General features: G+C 73.4%; 21 protein-coding genes. 13 read left to right on the top strand and 8 right to left on the bottom strand.

Annotated elements, in window-relative coordinates; all coding sequences use genetic code 11:
- The first annotated feature begins 33 nt into the window (after positions 1-33).
- From hisG to ACTT8P_RS12975, 4 genes are all read left to right on the top strand, one after another.
- Positions 34-891: an ATP phosphoribosyltransferase gene (gene hisG / locus ACTT8P_RS12990; protein ID WP_442831761.1), complete on the top strand. Its 858-nt coding sequence runs from the start codon at positions 34-36 to the stop codon at positions 889-891.
- 20 nt (positions 892-911) lie between these two features.
- Entirely contained in the window at positions 912-1,379 is a 468-nt protein-coding gene (locus tag ACTT8P_RS12985) for a PH domain-containing protein (RefSeq protein ID WP_442831760.1), read from the top strand.
- Between the two features lie 268 nt (positions 1,380-1,647).
- Complete coding sequence (locus ACTT8P_RS12980) at positions 1,648-2,985, top strand: hemolysin family protein (RefSeq protein WP_442831759.1); 1,338 nt, start codon at positions 1,648-1,650, stop codon at positions 2,983-2,985.
- Positions 2,982-4,067 carry a hemolysin family protein gene (locus ACTT8P_RS12975; RefSeq protein WP_442831758.1) on the top strand — a complete coding sequence of 362 codons (1,086 nt, stop codon included), beginning with the start codon at positions 2,982-2,984 and terminating at the stop codon, positions 4,065-4,067. The genes ACTT8P_RS12980 and ACTT8P_RS12975 overlap by 4 nt, the downstream gene beginning before the upstream one ends.
- A 30-nt stretch (positions 4,068-4,097) precedes the next feature.
- Here the strand turns inward: ACTT8P_RS12975 and ACTT8P_RS12970 are convergent, their stop codons facing one another.
- Both ACTT8P_RS12970 and ACTT8P_RS12965 read right to left on the bottom strand, forming a co-directional pair.
- Positions 4,098-5,969 carry an AAA family ATPase gene (locus tag ACTT8P_RS12970; RefSeq protein WP_442831795.1) on the bottom strand — a complete coding sequence of 624 codons (1,872 nt, stop codon included), beginning with the start codon at positions 5,967-5,969 and terminating at the stop codon, positions 4,098-4,100.
- A 458-nt stretch (positions 5,970-6,427) separates the two neighbouring features.
- On the bottom strand, positions 6,428-6,970 hold the full coding sequence (locus tag ACTT8P_RS12965; RefSeq protein ID WP_442831757.1) for a uridine kinase family protein: 543 nt from the start codon (positions 6,968-6,970) through the stop codon (positions 6,428-6,430).
- A 277-nt stretch (positions 6,971-7,247) separates the two neighbouring features.
- Here ACTT8P_RS12965 and ACTT8P_RS12960 point away from each other — a divergent pair, with 277 nt between their 5' ends.
- The 3 genes from ACTT8P_RS12960 to ACTT8P_RS12950 all read left to right on the top strand — a co-directional run bounded on the left by ACTT8P_RS12960 (position 7,248) and on the right by ACTT8P_RS12950 (position 9,668).
- Positions 7,248-8,609, top strand: a complete 1,362-nt coding sequence (locus ACTT8P_RS12960) for a peptidase C39 family protein (RefSeq protein WP_442831756.1) — start codon at positions 7,248-7,250, stop codon at positions 8,607-8,609.
- 143 nt (positions 8,610-8,752) lie between these two features.
- Positions 8,753-8,893: an SCO1431 family membrane protein gene (locus ACTT8P_RS12955; protein ID WP_442831755.1), complete on the top strand. Its 141-nt coding sequence runs from the start codon at positions 8,753-8,755 to the stop codon at positions 8,891-8,893.
- Positions 8,894-8,969: 76 nt separating this feature from the next.
- Positions 8,970-9,668, top strand: coding sequence for a TetR/AcrR family transcriptional regulator (locus ACTT8P_RS12950; protein WP_442831754.1), 699 nt, complete (start codon positions 8,970-8,972; stop codon positions 9,666-9,668).
- A gap of 10 nt (positions 9,669-9,678) precedes the next feature.
- Here ACTT8P_RS12950 and ACTT8P_RS12945 read toward each other — a convergent pair whose 3' ends face one another.
- A complete protein-coding gene (locus ACTT8P_RS12945; protein ID WP_442831753.1) occupies positions 9,679-10,908 on the bottom strand; it encodes a glycoside hydrolase family 18 protein in 1,230 nt (409 codons plus the stop codon).
- A 352-nt stretch (positions 10,909-11,260) separates the two neighbouring features.
- On the opposite strand from ACTT8P_RS12945, the gene ACTT8P_RS12940 reads away from it, so the two are divergent.
- On the top strand, positions 11,261-12,433 hold the full coding sequence (locus ACTT8P_RS12940; RefSeq protein ID WP_442831752.1) for an acyl-CoA dehydrogenase family protein: 1,173 nt from the start codon (positions 11,261-11,263) through the stop codon (positions 12,431-12,433).
- 754 nt (positions 12,434-13,187) lie between these two features.
- On the opposite strand, the gene ACTT8P_RS12935 is transcribed toward ACTT8P_RS12940, so the two are convergent.
- Positions 13,188-13,625, bottom strand: coding sequence for a hypothetical protein (locus tag ACTT8P_RS12935; protein ID WP_442831751.1), 438 nt, complete (start codon positions 13,623-13,625; stop codon positions 13,188-13,190).
- A 225-nt stretch (positions 13,626-13,850) separates the two neighbouring features.
- On the opposite strand from ACTT8P_RS12935, the gene ACTT8P_RS12930 reads away from it, so the two are divergent.
- From ACTT8P_RS12930 to fxsA, 4 genes are all read left to right on the top strand, one after another.
- The gene (locus tag ACTT8P_RS12930) at positions 13,851-14,291 is read left to right on the top strand and encodes an Lrp/AsnC family transcriptional regulator (protein ID WP_004002750.1); all 441 of its coding nucleotides are present in this window, start codon (positions 13,851-13,853) and stop codon (positions 14,289-14,291) included.
- 47 nt (positions 14,292-14,338) lie between these two features.
- Positions 14,339-15,943 carry an amidohydrolase gene (locus ACTT8P_RS12925; RefSeq protein ID WP_442831750.1) on the top strand — a complete coding sequence of 535 codons (1,605 nt, stop codon included), beginning with the start codon at positions 14,339-14,341 and terminating at the stop codon, positions 15,941-15,943.
- A gap of 557 nt (positions 15,944-16,500) precedes the next feature.
- Positions 16,501-17,325 (top strand): polyprenol monophosphomannose synthase, encoded by an 825-nt coding sequence (locus tag ACTT8P_RS12920; RefSeq protein ID WP_442831749.1) that lies wholly within the window; start codon positions 16,501-16,503, stop codon positions 17,323-17,325.
- Between the two features lie 47 nt (positions 17,326-17,372).
- Complete coding sequence (gene fxsA / locus ACTT8P_RS12915; RefSeq protein WP_442831748.1) at positions 17,373-17,948, top strand: FxsA family membrane protein; 576 nt, start codon at positions 17,373-17,375, stop codon at positions 17,946-17,948.
- Between the two features lie 142 nt (positions 17,949-18,090).
- On the opposite strand, the gene ACTT8P_RS12910 is transcribed toward fxsA, so the two are convergent.
- From ACTT8P_RS12910 to yczE, 4 genes are all read right to left on the bottom strand, one after another.
- Positions 18,091-18,465 (bottom strand): RNA polymerase-binding protein RbpA, encoded by a 375-nt coding sequence (locus ACTT8P_RS12910; RefSeq protein WP_003977404.1) that lies wholly within the window; start codon positions 18,463-18,465, stop codon positions 18,091-18,093.
- Between the two features lie 280 nt (positions 18,466-18,745).
- On the bottom strand, positions 18,746-20,092 hold the full coding sequence (locus tag ACTT8P_RS12905) for an MFS transporter (RefSeq protein WP_442831747.1): 1,347 nt from the start codon (positions 20,090-20,092) through the stop codon (positions 18,746-18,748).
- A 53-nt stretch (positions 20,093-20,145) separates the two neighbouring features.
- On the bottom strand, positions 20,146-20,913 hold the full coding sequence (locus tag ACTT8P_RS12900) for a glycerophosphodiester phosphodiesterase (RefSeq protein ID WP_442831746.1): 768 nt from the start codon (positions 20,911-20,913) through the stop codon (positions 20,146-20,148).
- Positions 20,910-21,551, bottom strand: coding sequence for a membrane protein YczE (gene yczE / locus ACTT8P_RS12895; RefSeq protein WP_442831745.1), 642 nt, complete (start codon positions 21,549-21,551; stop codon positions 20,910-20,912). Before yczE ends, ACTT8P_RS12900 begins: the two co-directional genes overlap by 4 nt.
- Positions 21,552-21,650: 99 nt before the next feature.
- Here yczE and ACTT8P_RS12890 point away from each other — a divergent pair, with 99 nt between their 5' ends.
- Positions 21,651-23,150 (top strand): SCO1417 family MocR-like transcription factor, encoded by a 1,500-nt coding sequence (locus ACTT8P_RS12890; protein WP_442831744.1) that lies wholly within the window; start codon positions 21,651-21,653, stop codon positions 23,148-23,150.
- The last annotated feature ends 8 nt before the right edge of the window (positions 23,151-23,158 follow it).

Below are 23,158 nucleotides of genomic sequence, written 5' to 3'. Positions count from 1 at the left end.
CCCGTAAGAAACCACACGAAGGAAGCCGACCTCATGCTGCGCATCGCCGTCCCCAACAAGGGTTCCCTCTCCGGCCCTGCGGCGGACATGCTGCATGAGGCCGGCTACCGGCAGCGCCGCGAGTCCAAGGAACTGCGCATCGTCGACCCGGGCAACGAGGTCGAGTTCTTCTACCTCCGCCCCCGCGACATCGCCATCTACGTCTCCTCCGGCCGGCTCGACATCGGCATCACCGGCCGCGACCTGCTGGTCGACTCCGGCGCCGAGGCCGAGGAGATCCTCCCCCTCGGCTTCGCCCGCTCCACCTTCCGCTACGCCGGCAAGCCGGGCGCGGCGAGCGGCGTCGAGGACCTCAAGGGCAAGACGGTCGCCACCTCCTACGAGGGCATCGTCGCCCGGCACCTCGCCGACAACGGCGTCGACGCCTCCGTCGTCCACCTCGACGGCGCCGTCGAGACCGCCATCGAACTGGGCGTCGCCGAAGTCATCGCGGACGTCGTGGAGACCGGCACCTCGCTGCGCAACGCCGGTCTGGAGGTCTTCGGCGAGCCGATCATGAAGTCCGAGGCCGTCGTGATCCGCCGCACCGGCGACACCGCCGACGAGACGACGGAGGCCAAGGCCCAGCAGTTCCTGCGCCGCCTCCAGGGCGTCCTGGTGGCCCGGACGTACGTGATGATGGACTACGACTGCCGGGTCGAGCAGCTGGAGAAGGCCGTCGCGCTCACCCCCGGCCTGGAGTCCCCGACCATCTCCCCGCTGCACAACGAGGGCTGGGTCGCCGTCCGCGCGATGGTCCCGGCCGCCGACGCCCAGCGGATCATGGACGACCTGTACGAGATCGGCGCCCGCGCCATCCTCACCACCGCCATCCACGCCTGCCGCCTCTGACACCCCCTTCGGAGATCCTCATGGCGGACACCGCAGCGGGGCGGCCGGAGCTGCCCGCCCTGCCCGTCACGTTCCGGCCGGGCCACACCCGCGCCGTGCTGCTCGCCGCCGCCGTCGTGCTGTTCGTGGTCCTCACCACGGTCGCGATGCTGCTGGACGGCCTCGGCCCGGGGGAGCGGCTCAGTTTCGTGCTGACCGCGCTGATCCTGGACGGCGTGCTGCTGATGCTGGCCCGGCCCAAGGCCGTCGCCGAGGAGTCCGGCGTCACCGTCGTCAACCTCACCCGGCGGCGTCGGCTGGACTGGGCCGAGATCGTCCGGGTCAACCTCCGGGCCGGCGACCCCTGGGTCTTCCTCGACCTGAGCGACGGCACCAGCCTGCCCGTGCTCGGCATCCAGCCCGGCATCGCCAAGCAGCGGGCCGTCGCCGACGCGCGCACCCTGCGGGCGCTCGCCGAGGCCCGCTCGGCCGGCCGCCCGGGGGCGTGAGCCACCTGCTCCGGGCGCCCCCGAGGTGCGCTCCGGAGCGTCCCGGGGGCGGATCGGGGCCCGATCGGGGTCGTCCACCCTGCCGCAGTCGCCCCGTTCGTGATTAATCTGGAGGGCGGCGGCGCGACAGGAGCGCCTCCGTCCCTGTCGCTCCGCCCGGTGCACAGGGGTTCCTGCTACCCGAGGAGTGACTCCCTCCGGCGATGGACGGATCGTCCTGCAGTACCTGCGCCGCCCCCGGTCGTGACACGACACAGGCGGCGGCATCATGACCAACCCCCTGCTGCTCCTGGCAGCCGCACTCCTGCTGATCCTCGCCAACGGATTCTTCGTGGCGGCCGAGTTCGGCCTGGTGACCGTCGAGCGCGCGGACGCCGAGCGGGCCGCCGCGGCCGGTGACCGGCGGGCCCGCCGCGTCGCCGAGTCCCTGAAGGAACTGTCCTTCCAGCTCTCCGGCACCCAGCTCGGCATCACCATCACCTCCCTCGTCGTCGGCATGCTCGCCGAACCGGCCCTCGCCCAGCTCCTGGACGGCCCGTTCACCGCCCTCGGCGTCCCCGCCGGCGCGGTGTCCGGCGTGGCCGTCGTGGTCGGCATGCTGCTGGCCTCGGCGGTGCAGATGGTGATCGGCGAGCTGGTGCCCAAGAACTGGGCGGTGTCCCGGCCGTTGCAGGTGGCCCGCTTCGTGGCCGGCCCGCAGCACGCCTTCGCCCGGCTGTTCCACCCGGTCATCGCCGCGCTGAACACGGTGGCCAACCGCCTGGTACGCACCCTCGGCGTCGAACCGGCCGAGGAACTGGCCTCCGCCCGCACCCCGGGCGAACTGGTCTCCCTGGCCCGGCACTCGGCCCGGGCCGGCGCCCTGGAGCAGGACACCGCCGACCTGTTCGTGCGGACCCTGTCGCTGGGCGGGCTGACCGCGCAGCACGTCATGACCCCGCGCGTGAAGGTCAGCGCCCTGCACTCCTCGGCCACCGCCGAGGACGTGGTCAACCTGACCCGCGCCACCGGCCTGTCCCGCTTCCCCGTCTACCGGCACAAGATCGACGAGATCGTCGGCATGGTCCACCTCAAGGACGCCCTCGCGGTCCGCGCCCACGAGCGGCTGCGCACCCCCGTCGCGGGCATCGCCCGGCCCCCGCTGCTGGTCCCCGAGACACTGCCGGTGCGGCCGCTGCTGGCCCGGCTGCGCAGTGAGCAGCCGATAGCCGTCGTCGTCGACGAGTACGGCGGCACTGCCGGGGTCGTCACCCTGGAGGACATCGTCGAGGAGATCGTCGGCGAGGTCCGCGACGAGCATGACGGACAGGACCTGCCCGAGCTGGCCGCCGCCCCGCCCGAGGACGGCCGGCCCGCCTGGGACGCCGACGGCAGCTGCCGCGTCGACATCCTGCGCCGCATCGGCCTGGAGGTCCCCGAGGGGCCCTACGAGACCGTCGCCGGCCTGGTCGCCGACCGGCTCGGCCGCATCCCGGCGGTCGGCGACCGCGCGGAGCTGCCCGGCTGGCGGCTGTCCGTGCGCCGGGTCGGCCACTACCGCGCCGAGCGGGTACGGCTGGTGCGCACCACACCCGTCGCCGTACCGGTCCCGGAGGCGGTCCGATGAGCGTCCTGCAACTCCTGCTCGCCGCGCTGCTGGTGCTCGCCAACGGGTTCTTCGTGGGCGCCGAGTTCGCGCTGGTCTCGGTGCGCCGCAGCCAGATCGAACCGCTCGGCACCGCCCGCGCCCGCCAGGTGCTGCACGGCCTGGAGCACCTGCCGCAGATGATGGCCGCCGCGCAGTTCGGCATCACCGTCTGCTCGCTCACCCTCGGCGCCGTCGCCGAACCGACCGTCGCCCACCTGCTGGAGCCGGTCTTCACCTGGATGCGCCTGCCGCACGGCATGGTCCACCCGCTCGGCTATGTCATCGCGCTGGCCGTCGTCGTCTTCTGCCACCTGGTCATCGGCGAGATGGTGCCGAAGAACCTGGCGATGGCCGCCCCCGAGAAGGCCGCGCTGTGGCTCAGCCCCGGCCTGGTCGCCTTCGCCCGCCTGTGCCGGCCGATCACGGTCGCCCTCGGCGCCTGCGCCCAGGGCATCCTGCGGCTGTTCCGGGTGGAGCCCAAGGACGAGGTGGAGGCCGTCTTCACCAGCGAGCAGCTCAACCGGCTGGTGGAGGACGCGGGCCAGGCCGGTCTGCTCGACCCCGAGGAGCAGGAGCGACTGGAGGACGCCCTGGAGCTGGGCTCGCGCCCGGTGACGGACGTCCTCCTCAAGGGCGAGTCCTGGGTGACGGTCAGCCCGTCGGTCACCCCGGGCCGGATCGTCGAACTGACCGCGGCGACCGGCTACTCGCGCTTCCCGGTCGCCGCCGAGACCGGCGCCTTCATGGGCTATCTGCACGTCAAGGACGTGCTGGACCTGGAGGACTCCGACCGGGCCGTGCCCCAGCAGGTCTGGCGCCCCATGACGACACTGCGGCCCGAACTGCCGCTCGACGACGCGCTCACCGTGATGCGCCGGGCGGCCACCCATCTCGCCCAGGTGGTCGACACCGGCGGCCGGGTGCTCGGCCTGGTCGCCCTGGAGGACGTACTGGAGCTGCTGGTCGGCGAGGTGCGGGACCCGGCGCACCGGGAGGTGGCCGAGGTGACCGTGGCCGAGCCGCGCGGCAGCGGGTCCCCCGAGGAGGTGCTCGCCTCCTGAGCGCGTCAGGCTCCGGGCGCGGCCCCGCGCTCACATGGCCGGCGGATCCTGCGGCCCGCGCCCGGAGAGCACCTCCCCGTACGCCTGCATCAGATCCGGCAGCCTGAGCGTCGCCAGGTCGTCCCGGGTGAGCGCGCCGGGGTAGGCGGACAGCCGCAGATCCCGGTACGCGCAGCTCTTCTCGTACAGCGTGCGCAGAAACCGTCCGTTGCCCAGCTCGTCGATCCAGCCCTGCTCGACCACGTGCCCGGCGATCGAGCGCAGTTCCTCCAGGGCCTCCTCGTCCCACCGGTCGCCGTTCTCGGCGGCCAGCACCTCGCCGATCGCGGTCAGTTCGGTGGGCCGGTACGAGGGGAAGTCCACGCGGGTGGTGAAGCGGGAGGAGAGCCCGGGGTTGGCGGCGAGCAGCCGGTCCATGCCCTCCGGGTAGCCGGCCAGGATCACCACCAGGTGGTCCCGGTTGTCCTCGGCCCGCTTCAGCAGCACCTGGAGGGCCTCGTCGCCGTACGCGTCGCCCTTGCCGTAGCCGGAGTTGGACAGCGCGTACGCCTCGTCGACGAAGAGGACGCCGCCGAGCGCGGAGTCGATCAGCTCGTTGGCCTTCACGGCGGTCTGCCCCAGGTACTCGCCGACCAGGTCGGCCCGCTGCGCCTCCACCAGGTGGTCGCCGCCGAGCAGTCCGAGGGCGTAGAAGACCCGGCCCAGGATGCGGGCCACGGTGGTCTTGCCGGTGCCGGAAGGGCCGGAGAAGACGAAGTGCCGTTTCGGCGGCTGCACCGGCAGCCCCTGCCCGGCCCGCAGCCGGGCCATGTTCAGCTGCGCGGACAACGCCTTGACCTGCCGTTTCACCGGTTCCAGGCCGACCATCCGCTCCAGCTCGGCGAGCGCTTGTTCCAGTAAACGGGGATCGGTGGGGCCGGTGGGCAGGGACGGGTCGGGCGCCGCGGTCCGGTGCCGCACCGAGGGGTCGGCCGCCGCGGGCGGGGGAGCGGCGGGCGGCCCGAAGGCGGACAGCCGCAGATCCCGGTCCTCGACGCCGTAGAACGGGTCCAGCAGGTCCGGGCCCTCGGCGCCGTCCGCGGCGTCCTGCCCGACCCCGGACAGGGTCAGCGCCGCCAGGTCCGCCGCGTCCTCGTACTCGTCGCCCTCGGCGATCGCCGCCAGCCGCGCCGAGGTGTCCATGAACCCGGGGTCGACCCGGTGCACGGCCCGGTACAGCGGCAGGGCGGCGGCGCTGCGGCCGGTGCCCTCGCGCGAGCGGGCCAGCCAGTAGCGCAGTTCCTTGCGCTGCGGCTGCTCGCTGCGGCACCGCATCAGCGCCCCGGCCAGCAGCGGCTCGGCCTGCCCGTACATCTCCAGGCGGACCCGGGCCATGCCGCCGAACAGGCCCGCCTCGATGCCGAGCAGCGGGTCGCCGAGCAGCGGGTCGGTGTGCCGGACGAGCTGCTCCCAGTCCTTGACGAGATAGGCCCGGCAGGCGTGCAGGAAACGCACGTGCGGGTCGGTGTCCACCGGCGGCAGCCCGGCCAGCGCCCGGTCCAGCTCCGGCACATGGCGGCCGTCCAGCCAGTGCGAGGCGTGCGCGAGCAGCAGGTCGCGGGGGCTCTCCAGCACCGGCTGCACCCACCAGCCCAGCCAGTACCAGGAGTTGAGGGTACGGCCGTGCCGGGTGCGCTGTTCGCCGAAGCGGCCCCGGTGCCGGAACATCCTGAGCAGCGCGGCCGTCGTGTCGACGCGCAGCGCGTGCAGTCCGAGCCAGCCGTCGGCCATCCCCGGGTCGATCCGCACCGCGGTCCGGAACTCCTCCTCGGCCTGCGGATAGGCGCCCATCGTGTAGGCGTCCACGCCTCGCAGCCAGGCGAGGTCGGCCGGGGCCGGCGGGCCCTGCGTGCCGAAGTCCATCACGTCCCCCACGAACCGTGCCCCCGTCGGTATGCCACCGGGCCGTCGCCCGCTTTGCTCCGACCGCTGAACCGCCGTGCCCCGGGGCGGAGTTGCCAGGTGCCCGGAGCGGTCGTCCGCGGGCCGCACCCCAGGGCATCGTACCTGCGGGGGTCTTCCCTCCGAAGGGTGCGGTGACGTGCTGTTGCGCGGGGCGGAAGCAGACGGGGCGCAGAGGGTGCGGTGACCGAGGGTAAGCAGTCGGCGGCGTCCAGCGCCCCGGAAAAGGGGCGATGTGGACAGAACGAAGCCCCCGATCACGGGGGAACAACCGGGGGCTTCGCGTCTGCCGACGGCCCCGAAAGGCCGCACATTGAGAACGTAAGACCTGTCCGACCCTTGGGTCAAGCCGAGTTGGGGCTTCTCAGGAACTTGCCAGGGAGGCGCTTTCACAAGTTCGACACAATGGCGGCGGCCGGTCACTCCGGGTGAGAATCGAGGCCCTGGGGTCCCGTCCCGGCAGGTCCGGGGAGCATCTCGTACCCCTCTTGTCCCTCTTGTCCCGGTCGCACCAGGAGGTCGGCATGGGGGCGCGAAGGGTCATGGCGGAAGTGCCGGCGCTCGGCCGGGATCCACCCGTCCCAGAACTCCCGCTGTTCCTCGCCGTCCCGCGTCCGCCCCCGCGCCCACGCCTGCTCGGGCGGCAGCTCCAGCCACAGCAGCGCGGCCAGCCAGGGGCGCAGTGCCCGGCGGCCCGCGCCCACCCCCTCCACCAGGACCACCGGGGCCGGCGGCAGCGTGCGGGGCGGGCCGAAGCGCCGGGCCCGCCAGTCGTAGGGGCGGTAGCGGGCACTCTCGCCGCGGCCGAGCGGCTCGATCACCTGGTCGCGGAGCCGGCCGGTCCAGTCGAACAGTTCCGTGTGGCTGGCGAGGTCGTCCAGGTGCAGTACGGGCGCGCCGTCCAGGGCCCGCGCCAGCCGCCCGGCGAAGGTGGACTTCCCGGAGCCCGCGTGTCCGTCCACCCCGATCAGCCGGACCGGGCCGCAGGACGGGGGCAGCCGGCGAAGGCGGGAGGCTAGCTCGTGGATGACGGGTCCTGAGGGGCGTGGCGGGCGGCGGTCGGTCCCGCAGCACTCTAACCGCGACCGGCCCGCACCTCTCGGGCGCCCGGGGTGAAGAGCGGTATTCATGGGCGTGGCATGGCGGAAAGTGCTGGCCGCGGCGGTCGGCTGCGGTCATAGTTGGCGCACAACCGTGCAAGGACCTGCCCCGACTCGGACACCTGGGGGTCTTCCGCCCATGAGCAGAGCCGAACAGCCGTCCCGCAGAACCGTCCTGGCCGTCGCGGTCGCCGCCGCCGTCGCGGGCACCGCCGCCCCGGCCGCCGCCGGCACCGCCCACGACGCGCGCGGCACCGGCCCCGACCCCGCCCGCCGTGTCGACCACCGCGCCTGGACCACGTACCGCGACTGGCGCGGCGGCACCGCGCGCGGTACCCGGGCCGTCGCCGGCGGCCGTCCCGGCGTGGTGCTCGGCAGCCCCGCCGGGACCACCTCGTACACCGACCCGCACACCGGCCGCACGGCCGACTGGGAGTACGCGACCTGGACCTCGCCCGTGCACCGGCTCGCCGTGCCGTCGACCGAGGCGATCGTCTCCTGGAACGCCCACACCCCGGGCGGCACCTGGCTCCAGGCCGAACTGAAGGGCACCTACTCCGACGGCACCGACACCCCCTGGTACGTGATGGGCCGCTGGGCCGCGGGCGACCAGGACATCCGGCGCACCTCCGTCGACGACCAGAGCGACGGCCGGAGCAGCGTCTGGACGGACACCTTCGCGATCGACGACGCCTCGACGGGGCTGCGGCTGGTCTCCTACCGGCTGCGCCTGACGCTGTACCGGCGGCCCGGGACCCGCACCACCCCGACCGTGTGGCGGCTCGGCGCGATGGGCTCCGACATCCCCGACCGCTTCACCGTCCCCGCCTCCACGCCCGGCCTCGCCCAGGAACTGGCCGTCCCGCGCTACTCGCAGGAGATCCACAAGGGCCAGTACCCCGAGTACGACAACGGCGGCGAGGCCTGGTGCAGCCCCACCTCGTCCCAGATGATCATCGAGTACTGGGGCGGCCGGCTCACGGCCGAGCAACTGGCCTGGGTGGACCCGTCCTACGCCGACCCGCAGATCTGCCACGCGGCCCGGTACACGTTCGACTACCAGTACGACGGCTGCGGCAACTGGCCGTTCAACGCCGCCTACGCGGCCACCTTCGACGGCCTCCAGGGGGTGGTCACCCGGCTCGGCTCGCTCACCGACCTGGAGACGCTGATCGCGGCCGGCATCCCGGCCATAACGTCCCAGTCGTTCCTGGCCGAGGAGCTGACCGGCGCCGGCTACGGCACCTCCGGGCACCTGATGACGGTGATCGGCTTCACCGCGGACGGCGACGTGATCGCGGGCGACCCGGCCTCCGACAGCGACGAGGCGGTGCGCCGGGTCTACCGGCGGCGCGAGTGGGAGAACATCTGGCTGCGGACCAAGCGCTACAACGCGGCCGGCGAGGTGGCCTCCGGCACCGGTGGCGTCTGCTACCTCTTCTTCCCGGCCCACCCGACCCCGCGCCAGCGCGCGGCGCTCGCGGCGGTGGGCGTGCGCTGAGCACGCCGTACGGCGGTCCCCGGCCGGGCGGGCCGGGGACCGGGCGCTGTGACGGACATCTCTGTCGCAACGCCGCTTTTCGGTGGCAAGGTGGACGGATCGGTGGGGGGAACCACCCGGCAGTCCGACCTCTGCGAGAAGCCATGACCGCACACAACGCCACCGCCGCCCGCGTCCGTACCGGCGGCCCCCAGGAAGACGGCCCCCAGATCCTGGAGCACGTCCTCGGCTGGACCCTCGTGGTGGTCGTCGCCATGCTCGTGGTCCAGCTCGGACTGCTGTGACGACTGCTGTGACCTGACCCACGTCCCGGCTGCCATACTGCGGGGGTCCACAGCCCGCCGCAGCCCGGGGTCGATCGTGAACACGAGCCAGCAGAGCGCCGAACCGCCCGTCCCGGCCCCGCGAGCCGGACACGCCCCGGCCCGGCCGCGCGCCACCGGCCGCTCCCTGGCCCGCCGCGGCGAACTCATCGCCATCGGCCGGCGGCTGTTCGCCGACACCCCCTACGACGCGCTCTCGATGGACGACATCGCCCGCGAGGCCCAGGTCGCCAAGGGGCTGATCTACTACTACTTCCAGTCCAAGCGCGGCTACTACCTGGCGATCGTCCAGGACGCGGTGACCGACCTGGTGACCTTCGCGGCCGGCGGTCTCGACCTGCCGCCGGTGGACCGGGTGCACCGCACCGTCGACGGCTATCTGCGCTACGCCGAGCACAACCAGGCCGCGTACCGCACCATCGTCTGCGGCGGCGTCGGCTTCGACGCCGAGGTGCACGCCATCCGCGACCAGGTGCGCGAGACGATCGTCAGCACCCTCGCCGAGGGCGCCTACGGCCGGGCCGGCATCTCGCCGCTGGCCCGCACCGGACTGCTGGCCTGGGTGTGCGGCGTGGAGGGCGCCACCCTGGACTGGATCGACCGCCCCGAACTCTCCCGCGAGACCATGGGCGCCCTGCTGGTGAAGACGCTCGGCGGCGCCCTGCGCGCCATCGCGGAACTGGACCCCGCCCACCCCGCGCCGGAGCCCGCCCGTCGGGACGGGCGGGCTCCTTGAGGCGAGAGGGTCAGCTGATCGCCTTGATCAGCTCCCCGTCCGCCGTGTCCCCGCTCAGCTCCCAGAAGAACGTGCCGCCCAGCCCCTCCTGGTCCTTGTACGCCATCTTGCCCGCGACGGTCCCCGGAGTGTCGTAACTCCACCAGTCCGAACCGCACTTGGCGTACGCCGTGCCGGCCACGGTGCCGGTCGCCGGGCACTTCTCCTTGAGCACCTTGTAGTCCTCGATGCCCTGCTCGTACGTCCCCGCCGCGGGGCCGGTCGCGGTGCCGCCAGGCGCCTCCTGGGTGACGCCGGTCCAGCCGCGCCCGTAGAAGCCGATGCCGAGCAGCAGCTTCTCGGCCGGGACGCCGAGGCCCTTGAGCTTCGCGATCGTCGCCGAGGTGTGGAAGTCCGCCTTCGGGATGCCGTCGTAGGTGGTCAGCGGCGAGTGCGGGGCGGTCGGCCCGGTGCTGTCCCAGGCGCCGAAGAAGTCGTATGTCATCGGGTTGTACCAGTCGACGTACTGCGCCGCGCCCGCGTAGTCGGTGGCGTCGATCCGGCCGCCGGAGGTCGCGTCGGCGGTGATCGCCGCGGTGACCAGGTGGTCGCCGCCGAACTTGGCGCGCAGCGCGGCCAGCACCGCCCCGAACGCCTCCCGTCCGCTGGTGTCGCAGGTCAGACCGCAGGCGTTCGGGTACTCCCAGTCGATGTCGATGCCGTCGAAGACATCGGCCCACTTGCTGTTCTCGACCAGGTCGTAGCAGGACTGGGCGAAGGCGGCCGGGTCCTTGGCGGCCTCGGCGAAGCCGCCGGACCAGGTCCAGCCGCCGAACGACCACAGCACCTTGAGGTCCGGGTGCCGCTGCTTCAGCTTCAGCAACTGGTTGAAGTTGCCCTTCAGCGGCTGGTCCCAGGTGTCCGCGACCCCGTCGACCGACTCGTCCGCGGTGTACGCCCGGTCGGTCGCCGCGTAGGAGTCGCCCAGGGCGCACTTGCCGCCGGTGACGTTGCCGAAGGCGTAGTTGATGTGGGTCAGCTTGTCGGCCGAGCCGGAGGTCTCGATGTTCTTGACGTAGTACTTCCGGTCGTAGGTGCCCCATTCGGTGAAGTAGCCGACGGTCTTCGAGCCGGCGGCGGCCCGCTCGGCCGTGGGGGCGGCGCTCGCGGTGCCCGCGCCGGCCAGCAGACCGGCACCGAGGGCGGCGGTACAGAGCGCGGAGACGACTCGGCGCAGGCGGGGGCGGTTCGGGAAGTGCATCGGGGTGGCTCCTCGTGGGGGGAGAGGGAACGCGCCGATTGGCATGAACGCGATAGTTCGGTTGGGCGGTCACAGTAGGAGGACTAGACCAGTGCGGTCAATGGTTCGGACCATTTTCCGAACGGGCGCGTTCCGCTTGCGGACCCCGGAGTGCACCCGCAGCATTTCTTTGAAGTGAGCGGTCGTTAACTGGTGACGAGCGCTGCTCCGCGGGGCATAATCGCCGCACAGCCGCTGGTCAGCAGCTTCCGAGACCCGGGAGTACGCGCCCGGCCACGGCCGATCGACCCGGCGAGCCGCCCACCCACGGCGCCCGCCCGCCGGTGCGCCCCACAGGGAGGAGAGCGTCGCCATGCACGACCGCGCCCCGCAGCCGGTGGAACGTCACCTGCCCACGGACGAGGCCCGGGACCTGATCTCGCTCGTCCGGGACATCGCCCGGCGCGACATAGCGCCCACGGCGGCCGAGGAGGAGGACGCCGGACGCTTCCCGCGCGAGGTCTTCACCCTGCTCTCCGACTCCGGCCTGCTCGGCCTGCCCTACGACGCCGAGCGCGGCGGCGGCGACCAGCCGTACGAGGTCTACCTCCAGGTCCTGGAGGAACTCGCCGCTGTCCGGCTCACCGTCGGCCTCGGCGTCAGCGTCCACACCCTCGCCTGCTATCCGCTCGCCGCCCACGGCACCAAGCAGCAGTGCGTCGAGCACCTGCCCGCGATGCTCGGCGGCGGCCTGCTCGGCGCCTACTGCCTGTCCGAGCCGTCCGCGGGCTCGGACGCGGCCTCGCTGCGCACCAGAGCCGTCCGGGACGGCGACGACTGGGTGCTCACCGGGACCAAGGCGTGGATCACGCACGGCGGCATCGCCGACTTCTGCACGGTCCTGGCCCGCACGGGGGAGGATGGCCCGCGCGGCATCACCGCCTTCCTGGTCCCGGGCGACGCCGAGGGGCTGAGCGCGGCGGCACCGGAGAAGAAGATGGGGCTCAAGGGCTCACCCACCGCACAGGTCCACTTCGACGGCGTACGAATACCGGACACGCGGCGGATCGGCGAGCCGGGCCAGGGGTTCGCGATCGCCCTGTCCGCGCTCGACTCGGGGCGGCTCGGCATCGCCGCCTGCGCGATCGGGGTGGCGCAGGCGGCGCTCGACGAGGCGGTGCGCTACGCCACCGAGCGGCGGCAGTTCGGCCGGCCGATCGCCGACTTCCAGGGACTGCGCTTCATGCTCGCCGACATGGCGACCCAGATCGAGGCGGGCCGCGCCCTGTACCTGGCGGCGGCCCGGCTGCGGGACGCCGGGCGGCCGTTCGCCCGGCAGGCGGCGATGGCCAAGCTGCACTGCACCGACACGGCGATGCGGGTGACCACCGACGCCGTGCAGATCCTCGGCGGCTACGGCTACACCGCGGACTTCCCGGCCGAGCGGTACATGCGCGAGGCGAAGGTGCTCCAGATCGTCGAGGGCACCAATCAGATCCAGCGGATGGTCATCGCCCGCCACCTCGCGGGGCCGGAGGAACGCTGAAGTCGCCGAGTGCGCGCGGGGGCGCCGTGAGTTCGGCCCACTCCGGGTCGTGGCGCCCCGGCAGGGTGCGGCCGCGGTCGGCCCAGGCCCGCATCAGCTCGCGGTAGATCGGCGGGTCCGGGGGCTGGGGCGCCGGCGGCAGCGCTCCGGCGGGAACCGGGACGAATACGCGCCGCCGACGCCCGCTCGCCGTGAACGTGGGGGTCATACCAGGGCAACGCGTGAAACCGCGGACAGGTCACCGGCGCACGGAATCGTGCACGAGTTCACCGGGGCCCGGCCGCGCGCCCCCGGTGACACGGAGGTCGGATGGCGCGGGCCGGGAGAGTCCGGTGACATGGAGGTCCGAGGGCGCGGGCCAGAAGAGCCCGGTGACCCGGAGGTCCGGTGGCACGGAAGTCCATTGGCGCCGGCCGGGAGAGCCTGGTGGCACGGAAGTCCATTGGCGCCGCCGGGAGAGCCTGGTGACCCGGAAGTCCATTGGCGCCGCCGGGAGAGCCTGGTGGCACGGAGGTCCGGTGGCACGGAAGTCCATTGGCGCCGGCCGGGAGAGCCTGGTGACACGGAAGTCCATTGGCGCCGGCCGGGAGAGCCTGGTGGCACGGAAGTCCATTGGCGCCGGCCGGAAGAGCCTGGTGACACGGAAGTCCATTGGCGCCGGCCGGAAGAGCCCGGTGGCACGGAGGTCCGACGGCGCCGGCCGGGAGAGCCCGGCCGGCCGCCTCCTGCGGCCCGTCGACGGGCCGCGCGCGGCTCAGGCGGCCTGGCGCCGCATCGTCGGCACCCGCATCGGGCGCGAGCCCGGGCCGCCGACGTGCGAGAAGGGCTGCATCCGCCAGTCCAGTCCCTGCGGGAGCGTCAGCAGCAGGGCGGTGTCCTGCTCCTGGGGCTGGAAGGACTCGTCCGCGGGACGGGCGTCGGTCGCCCGGCGGCCGGTGCCGGCGCAGACCGTGAGCCCGAACGGGTTCCACGGCGAGGCGCACAGCGCGTGCTCCGGGAGCACCTCCTCGTCCGCCAGCAGGGCGATGGGCTGGGCGCAGTCCGGGCAGATCACCCGGTACATCTCGAACGTGTCATAGGTGTCGAGTTCGTCCTCGTCGAAGGCGTCGGGTTCGACGCCCTCCGGCGTGGGCTCGATCACCGGCTGCTGCCGCTTGGGCGTGGTACGACCAGGGCGCTGAAGACTCTGCATGGGATTCTCCCCCTCGGGCTGGGCCGGGACGGCACTGCGGCCTCGACCACAGCAAGCACTTCCCGCCCCCCGTCGGCGGTAATCACGAGAACATCACGGAGGCTGTTCGAAGCCTGTGGCGTTCGTCACATGCCGCTCGCGGGTGCCCGGTGACCTCACCGGCCGGGAGCGATCCGGGGTGCTCGGGTGTCCGGGGAGGTCAGACGCACTGTAGGTTCTTGCGCCATGGAGGAGCTGGACCGACAGATCGTGCAGCTGCTCGTCAAGGACGGGCGGATGAGCTACACCGACCTGGGCAAGGCCACGGGCCTGTCCACGTCGGCCGTGCACCAGCGGGTGCGGCGGCTGGAGCAGCGTGGCGTCATCCGCGGGTACGCCGCGGTCGTCGACCCGGAGGCCGTCGGGCTGCCGATGACCGCCTTCATCTCGGTGAAGCCGTTCGACCCCAGCGCCCCCGACGACATCGCGGACCGGCTGGCCGGCGTCCCCGAGATCGAGGCGTGCCACAGCGTGGCCGGCGACGAGAACTACATCCTCAAGGTGCGCGTCGCCACCCCGCACGAACTGGAGGAACTCCTCGCCCGGCTGCGCTCGCTGGCGGGCGTCTCCACCCGCACCACCGTCGTGCTCTCCACCCCGTACGAGGCACGGCCGCCGCGCATCTGACGGACCTGTGTGCCAGGCGGCCCCGGCGAGGGGTGAGACTGGTGTCCATGAGTGAGTCCAGTGCCCCCACCGAGACCGTCCTGCTGCGCCGCGGCGAGGTCCACAGTCCCGCCGATCCCTTCGCCACGGCCATGGTCGTCGAACGCGGCCAGATCGCCTGGGTCGGCTCCGAGGGGGCCGCGGACGCCTTCGCGGACGGCGTGGACCGGGTGCTCGACCTGGACGGCGCGCTGGTCACCCCGGCGTTCACCGACGCACATGTGCACACGACCGCCACCGGCCTCGCCCGCACCGGCCTCGACCTGTCCGACGCCCCCTCCCTCCCGGCGGCCCTCGCCCGGGTGCGGGAGTTCGCCGCCGCCCGCCCCGCCGACCGGGTGCTGCTCGGCCACGGCTGGGACTCCGCCGCCTGGCCCGAGGGCCGCCCGCCGACCCGCGCCGAACTCGACGCGGCCACCGGCGGCCGTCCCCTCTACCTCAGCCGGATCGACGTCCACTCGGCCGTCGCCAGCACCGCCCTGCTTGACCTGGTCCCGGCCGCGGCCGGCCACCCGGACGCCCCCCTCACCGCCGACGCCCACCACGCGGTACGCGCCACCGCGCTCGGCGCCGTCACCCCGGCCCAGCGCGCCGAGGCGCAGCGCGCCGCGCTCGCCCACGCCGCCTCGCTCGGCATCGGAACCGTTCACGAATGCGCAGGCCCGGAGATCTCCTCCGAGGACGACCTGACCGGCCTGCTGGAGCTGGCCGGTCAGGAGCCCGGCCCCCGGGTGGTCGGCTACTGGGCCGAACAGGATGCCGACAAAGCGCGGGAGCTGGGCGCGGCCGGCGCCGCGGGCGACCTCTTCGTCGACGGCTCGCTGGGCTCCCACACCGCCTGCCTGCACCAGCCCTACGCCGACGCGCGGCACACCGGCCTCGCCCACCTCGACGCGGGCGCGGTCGCCTCGCACGTCGTCGCCTGTACCGAGGCCGGCCTCCAGGCGGGCTTCCACGCCATCGGCGACGCCGCCGTCGCCGCCGTCGTCGAGGGCGTCCGGGCGGCCGCCGAGAAGGTCGGCCTCGCCCGCGTCCGGGCCGCCCGGCACCGCGTCGAGCACGCCGAGATGCTCACCGCCGAGACCGTCGCGGCCTTCGCCGAACTCGGTCTGACCGCCTCCGTGCAGCCCGCCTTCGACGCGCTCTGGGGCGGCGCGGACGGCATGTACGCCCAGCGCCTGGGCGCCGACCGGGCCCGCACCCTGAACCCCTTCGCCGCGCTGCTGCGCGCCGGTGTCCCGCTCGCCTTCGGCTCCGACAGCCCGGTCACCCCCCTCGACCCCTGGGGCACCGTCCGGGCCGCCGCCTTCCACCGCACCCCGGAGCACCGGGTCTCGGTCCGCGCCGCGTTCACCGCCCACACCCGCGGCGGCTGGCGGGCCGTCGGCCGGGACGACGCGGGTGTCCTGGTGCCGGGCGCGCCCGCCGACTACGCCGTGTGGCGCACCGGCGACCTGGTGGTCCAGGCCCCCGACGACCGGGTCGCCCGCTGGTCGACCGACCCGCGCTCCGGCACCCCCGGCCTGCCCGACCTCACCCCGGGCCGTGACCTGCCGGTCTGCCTGCGTACCGTGGTCGGGGGGCGGACGGTCTTCGTACGGCCGGGCGAGTGATCCCCACGTCCGACGGGGCGACGATCTTTCCTCCGTCCCTGTGTCGCACTGCCCGGCCGGTCTCGCCGCTGACCAGGGCATTGATTCGATCACCGCAGGTCAAACGGCTGTTGACAGGCGACGGCGGCGGGCCGGTAGGTTCAGCGGAGTCCACCACCGGACGCCCGACCGGGGAACTACCGCGCACACGGCGCGGCGCCGCTGGGTCAGGGACGGTGTGCCGCACCGGCGCACCGCCACTGTGAGCCAGGCCCAGCACTCGCGCCGCGCCGAGGGAGCGTTCCGGCCGGTCGGGAGGTGTGACCCGGGTGGGGCCCGGGCGCTCAGTAGACAACGGCTCTAGGTCGATCCGCAGCCAGCGGGTCCCGGGTCGGCCCGAAGGGCGCCGGGCCCCCATCCGTAGCCGGCCGCGGCTGGCCGCGGCCGAGTGCCGCCCCAAAAGACCCATTGCTACCCAGGTCTTGTGGAAACGACACCACCATACGAACCTCCTGTCACGTCATCGCAGGCCGCGGCCACTATGGTGGTGCCCTGCGGACGGACTTGAAGGGGCAGCAGTGAACGACGGTGACGGGACGCGAGCGGCATCGGGCCAGGAGAGAAGGTTCGGCCCGCTCGGCACGCCCCTGGTGATCATCCCGACCTACAACGAGTCGGAGAACATCAAGGCGATCGTCGCCCGGGTGCGCGAGTCGGTCCCAGAGGCGCACGTCCTGGTGGCCGACGACAACAGCCCCGACGGCACCGGCAAGCTCGCCGACGAGGTCGCCGTCGTCGACGACCGGGTCCACGTCCTGCACCGCAAGGGCAAGGAGGGCCTCGGCGCCGCCTACCTGGCCGGGTTCCGCTGGGGCCTGGAGCGGGACTACGGCGTCCTGGTCGAGATGGACGCCGACGGCTCCCACCAGCCCGAGGAACTGCCGCGGCTGCTGACCGCCCTGAAGGGCGCCGACCTGGTGCTCGGCTCCCGCTGGATGCCGGGCGGCCGGGTGGTGAACTGGCCCAAGTCCCGGGAGGTCATCTCCCGCGGCGGCAGCCTCTACTCGCGGCTCGCCCTCGACCTGCCGCTGCGTGACATCACGGGCGGCTACCGGGCCTTTCGGCGGCAGACCCTGGAGGGCCTCGGCCTGACCGAGGTGGCCTCGCAGGGCTACTGCTTCCAGGTCGACCTGGCCCGCCGCGCGGTCAAGGCCGGCTACCACGTGGTCGAGGTGCCGATCACCTTCGTCGAGCGCGAGCTGGGCGACTCCAAGATGAGCAAGGACATCCTCGTCGAGGCGCTGTGGCGGGTCACCGCCTGGGGTGTCGGGGAGCGGGTCGGCAAGATCATGGACCGGGACAAGCGGGGCCGTCCGGCGCAGCGGCGGTCCGAGCCCTCCTGACCGGGCCCCTTATCCCGCGCTGAGCCGGGGCCAGGCACACTGGAGGTATGACGACCGGCGCTCACACCCCCAGCCAGCCCGCCCGGCCCCAGCGCTCCCGGCTGCGTACGTTCCTGCCGCTGGGCATCGCCGCCTGGCTGGTCCTGGAGATCTGGCTGCTGACGCTGGTCGCGGGCGCCGCCAGCGGCTTCGTGGTCTTCCTGATCCTGCTGGCCGGCGTCGTCCTGGGCTCCGTGATCATCAAGCGGGCGGGCCGCCGGGCCTTCCGCAGCCTCCAGGAGACGGTGCGGCAGCAGCAGGGCGGCGCGATGCCGACGGCCCGGCCGAACAGCGAGGGCAACGGCCTGATGATGCTGGGCGGCCTGCTGGTGATGATCCCCGGCCTGCTCACGGACGCGGCCGGCCTGCTCCTGCTGCTGCCCCCAGTCCAGAAGGCCGTGAGCCGGTACGCGGAGCGCACCTTCGAGCGCCGCCTGCGCGCGGCCGACCCCGGCACCCTCGGCGACGCCTTCCGCCAGGCCCGTATGCATCGCCCGGACGGCAAGGTGGTGCCCGGCGAGGTGATACGGGACGAGGAGCGAGCCAACCCGGACCAGGACCCGCGGCCACCCCTGACCCGCTGAGCCGGCCCTTCCCGACCGAGGCCGGCCAGGCCGATGGGGGACCGGACCGGGGGCGCGGCCCTCTGGGGAGCACGACTGCGGGCGCCGTACGTGCATGTACACGTACGGCGCCCGCAGCAATCGTCCTCAGTCCCCGCAGGGACTACGCACTCTTGCGGCTGTCTCGCGGATGCACCGCGATGTTCATCGCGCCGGAGCGCAGAACCGCCAGCCGCTCCTCGAGGACCTCTTCGAGTTCCTCGCGGGTGCGTCGTTCCATCAGCATGTCCCAGTGCGTACGCGCGGGCTTGGCCTTCTTCTCCTCAGGGCCGTCGCCGTCCACCAGGAGTGCCTGGGCCCCGCAGACCTTGCACTCCCACTCCGGCGGAATCTCCGCCTCGACCGAGAAGGGCATCTCAAAGCGGTGCCCCTTCTCGCATGCGTACTCCACGGCCTGGCGCGGGGCCAGGTCGATGCCGCGGTCCGTCTCGTAGCTGGTCACCACGAGGCGCGTGCCGCGAAGAGCTCGCTCACTCATGAATCGTGCCTCCCGGGCTTGTCGCCCACAGGACAGGTGTCGCTGTCGTCGTCATCCGGTCAACGTCCGGTCGGCGGTAAAGATTCCCGTCCCGAGTCCCGTTCCGGGGCCATGTGTCGCCGTCGTAGCCGCAGCCTTTGTCAACCAGTGCAGTACCCACCGGCGCCCGGTGTGTCACACCTACTGGGAGATGTCACCCGGCGTTTCGGCACCTTTGACGCGCAGTAACGGTACGCCTGGCAGGCCAAAGGCGTACACTACCGCCCTTTCGTGCCAAGTGCTAAATCCTTTCGGGAACGGGATTGCCCGCGTCGCCGATCGCCCGCCGGACCGGCACCCGCGCGAGCAGCGCGAAGCCGATGACGAAGAACGCCACCAGGGAGATGATCGCGTCCCGGTAACTCCCGGTGAGCTGGTAGGTGAGCCCGAACAGCAGCGGCCCCAGCCAGCTCATCCCGCGGTCGCTGATCTCGTACGCGGAGAAGTACTCGGCCTCCTTGCCGGGCGGCACCAGGTGGGAGAAGAGGGAGCGGGACAGCGCCTGGCTGCCGCCGAGGACCAGGCCGATCCCGGCGGCCAGCACGAAGAACCACCCGGGCGCCCCGGCGGGCAGGAAGTACCCGGCCGCGAGGGTGACCGTCCAGGCGACCAGCGAGCCGAGGATGGTGCGCTTGGCGCCGTATCTGCGGGCCAGCCGGCCCAGCAGCAGGGCGCCCGCCACCGCCAGCACCTGCACCAGCAGGACGGCCACGATCAGGGTGGACTGGCCCAGGCCCAGTTCCTCGGAGCCGTAGACCGACGCCTGGGAGATCACTGTCTGGATGCCGTCGTTGTAGACGAGGTACGCCAGCAGGAAGGCCAGCGTCAGCGGGTGCCGCCGCATGCCGCGCACGGTCGCCGCCAATTGGCGGAAGCCCGGCAGGGCCGCCTCCCGCGCGGGGGTCCGGCGGTCCCGCAGCCGACGCAGCGGGATCAGCGCGAAGGCGCCCCACCACAGGCCCGCCGACGCCAGGCAGACCCGGACCGCCGCGCTCTCGGTGAGCCCGAAGGAGTCGTGCGCGGTGTAGAGCACCAGGTTGACGACCAGCACCAGCGCCCCGGCCGCGTAGCCGAAGGCCCAGCCCCGGGAGGAGACGGCGTCGCGCTCCTCGGGCGGGGCGATCTGCGGCAGGTAGGAGTTGTACAGCATCATCGCCACCGACTGGGCCGCGTTGGCGATCACCAGCAGCAGGCCGCCGAGCAGATAGCGGTCGCCGGCCAGGAAGAACATGCCGGCCGTGGCCGCCGCCCCGGTGTACGCCGCCGCCCCCAGCAGCGGCTTCTTGCGGCCGCCGCGGTCGGCGGCGGCGCCCACCAGGGGCATCACCAGCACCGCCACGATCACCGACAGGGACACCGAGTACGCGAAGAACGACCCGGCGCGCACCGGTATGCCCAGCGGATGGACGTACCCGTCCGTATCCGCCGCCGACTCGGCGACCGAGGTGAGATAGGGGCCCAGGAACACGGTGAGCACGCTCGTCGAATAGACCGAGCAGGCCCAGTCGTAGAAGTACCAGCCGCGCTGTTCGCGCCGGCGTCCGGCGGCGTCGTCGGCCGCCGGTGTCCGCACGGTGTCGGTGCCCACCCGTGCCCCCGCCTTCCCCGTGACCGCGCGCCGTCCCCGGCCGGGCGCGGGTCTCAGACCCAGACGCCGCGGTCCTCCATGACCTTGCGCAGTGTGTCGATGTGATCGGTCATGATGCCATCCACGCCGAGGTCCAGGAGCCGGTGCATCCGGTTGGGGTCGTTGACCGTCCACACGTGCACCTGGAGTCCGCGCGCGTGCGCGGCGCGGACGAAGCGGTGGTCGGCCACCGGGATGCCCGACTGGGCTTCGGGGACCTGGGCGGCCACCGCCGAGCGGCGCGCCGCGGCGGGCAGCCCCCAGGAGCGCAGCCGCAGCCCGAGTACGCCCCGGGTGCCGTACGAGGTGGCCAGCCGGGGGCCCGCGAGGCGCTGGGCGCGGGCCACCCGGGCCTCGGAGAACGAGCCGAGGCAGATCCGGTCCCAGGCGTTCGCCCGCCCGACCAGGTTCAGGAAGGGCAGCAGCGCCGCCTCGGCCTTGACGTCGACGTTCCAGCGGACCTCGGGAAAGGTCTCCAGGAGTTCCTCGAAGAGGGGGAGCGGTTCGGCGCCCGCCACCCGCGCGCGGCTCACCTGTGCCCACGGCAGCTCGGCGATCCGGCCCCGGCCGTCCGTCGCCCGGTCCAGCGTCACGTCGTGGAAGGCGACCAGCTTGCCGTCGCGGGTGGCGTGCACGTCGGTCTCGAGGTAGCGGTAGCCCGCCTCGACCGCCCGCCGGAACTGGCGCAGCGTGTTCTCCAGGCCGTCGGCCGCGCCGCCCCGGTGGGCGAAGGCGATCGGGCCGGGATGGTCGAGGTAGGGGTGGCGTATCGGGGTGGTCACCGACGCAGTATCGCCGCCCGGGGTTGACCGGTGGCAACCACCGTGCTGCCGCCGGATGCCGGCGGGACGGCGAACATCCGCAGGAACAACTGGGCCAGCGGGCCGATCGTCACCGCGTACAGCAGGGTGCCGATCCCGACGGTGCCGCCGAGGGCGAAGCCGGTCACCACGACCGTGATCTCCACCCCCGTACGCACCAGGCGCACCGACCGCCCGGTGCGCCGGTTCAGCCCCGTCATCAGGCCGTCGCGCGGTCCCGGGCCGAACCGGGCCGCGAGGTACAGGCCGGTCGCCGCGCCGTTCAGGACGATCCCGGCGATCAGGAAGGCGGCGCGGGCCGCCCAGCCGTGCGCGTCCGGCAGCAGCGCCAGCGTCCCGTCCATCGCCGCGCCGATCACCAGGACGTTGGAGACCGTGCCGAGGCCGGGGCGCTGGCGCAGCGGTATCCACAGGAGCAGGACGGCGGCGCCGACGATGGTGAGGATCAGGCCCATCGACAGGCCGGTGCGCTCGGCCAGGCCCTGGTGCAGCACGTTCCACGGTTCCAGACCGAGGCCCGAGCGGACCAGCAGCGCCGAGCTGGCCCCGTAGAGCAGCAGACCGCCGTAGAGCTGGGTGAGCCGTCGGGTGAGACGCATGGGGTGCCCCCTGTGGTGGACGTGGCTTGACCTGTGTCACCCTGTGGCCTGGTAGCGAGGGCCTGCTATGGCCAATTCGCGGAAGGTGGACTGATTCGCATGGCGCAGTGGACTTCGGCCGTGGGGGCCGCGCAACTGGCCCGGCTGCTCGGGTCGCAGGCGGAGCGCCCGGCCGGGCCCGGCACCCGCCGCCCGCCCGCCTACCGGGCGCTGGCCGACGGCGTCCGGCTGCTGGTGCTCGAGGGACGGGTCCCGGTCGCCGCCCGGCTGCCCGCCGAGCGGGAACTCGCCCTCGCCCTGTCGGTCAGCCGCACCACGGTCGCCGCCGCCTACGAGGCACTGCGCGCCGAGGGCTTCCTGGAGTCCCGGCGCGGCGCGGGCAGCTGGACCGCCGTGCCGCCCGGCAACCCGGTGCCCGCGCGGGGCCTGGAGCCGCTGCCGCCCGAGGCGCTCGGCTCGGTGATCGACCTGGGCTGCGCGGCGCTCCCGGCGCCCGAACCCTGGCTGACCCGCGCCGTCCAGGGCGCCCTGGAGGAACTGCCACCCTACGCGCACACGCACGGCGACTACCCGGCCGGGCTGCCCGCGCTGCGCGCCACCATCGCCGACCGCTACACCGCGCGGGGCATTCCGACCATGCCCGAGCAGATCATGGTGACCACCGGTGCGATGGGCGCGATCGACGCCATCTGCCACCTCTTCGGGGGGCGCGGCGAACGGATCGCCGTCGAGTCGCCCTCGTACGCCAACATCCTCCAGCTGATGCGCGAGGCGGGGGCCCGGCTGGTGCCGGTCGCCATGGCCGACGGCCTCGGCGGCTGGGAGCCGGAGCGGTGGCGTCAGGTGCTGCGCGAGGCCGCGCCCCGGCTCGCCTACGTCGTCGCCGACTTCCACAACCCGACCGGGGCCCTCGCCGACGAGGACCAGCGGCGGTGCCTGGTGGAGGCGGCCCGGTCGGCGGGGACGGTGCTGGTGGCCGACGAGACCATGAGCGAGCTGCGGCTCGACGAGGACCTGGCGATGCCGCCCGCGATGTGCGCCTTCGACCCGGCCGGTTCGACCGTCGTCACCGTCGGCTCGGCCAGCAAGGCGTTCTGGGCCGGGATGCGGATCGGCTGGGTGCGGGCGGCCCCCGACGTGATCCGCAGCCTGGTCGCCGCCCGCGCCTACGCCGACATGGGCACCCCCGTCCTGGAACAGCTGGCGGTGAACTGGCTCTTCGGCACCGGCGGCTGGGAACGGGCCGTCGACCTGCGCCGCGCGCAGGCCCGGGAGAACCGGGACGCGCTGGTCACGGCGGTCCGGCGGGAGCTGCCCGAGTGGGAGTTCGAGGTACCGAGGGGCGGGCTCACCCTGTGGGTGCGCACCGGCGGCCTGTCCGGGTCGCGGCTCGCCGAGGCGGGCGAGCGGGTCGGGGTCCGGGTGCCGTCCGGGCCGCGGTTCGGGGTCGACGGGGCCTTCGAGGGCTATGTGCGGCTGCCGTTCACGGTCGGCGGCGCGGTGGCCGAGGAGGCGGCCCTGCGACTGGCCGCGGCGGCCCGGCTGGTGGAGAGCGGGGGCGTGGGCGGGGCGGGGGCGCCGCGCACCTTCGTGGCGTGACGCCCCCG

This window comes from Streptomyces sp. JW3 (genome assembly GCF_052216785.1).
GTDB lineage: Bacteria > Actinomycetota > Actinomycetes > Streptomycetales > Streptomycetaceae > Streptomyces.
The sequence above is the reverse complement of the archived record's forward strand: the minus strand, read 5'-3'. Positions and strand labels throughout refer to the sequence as shown.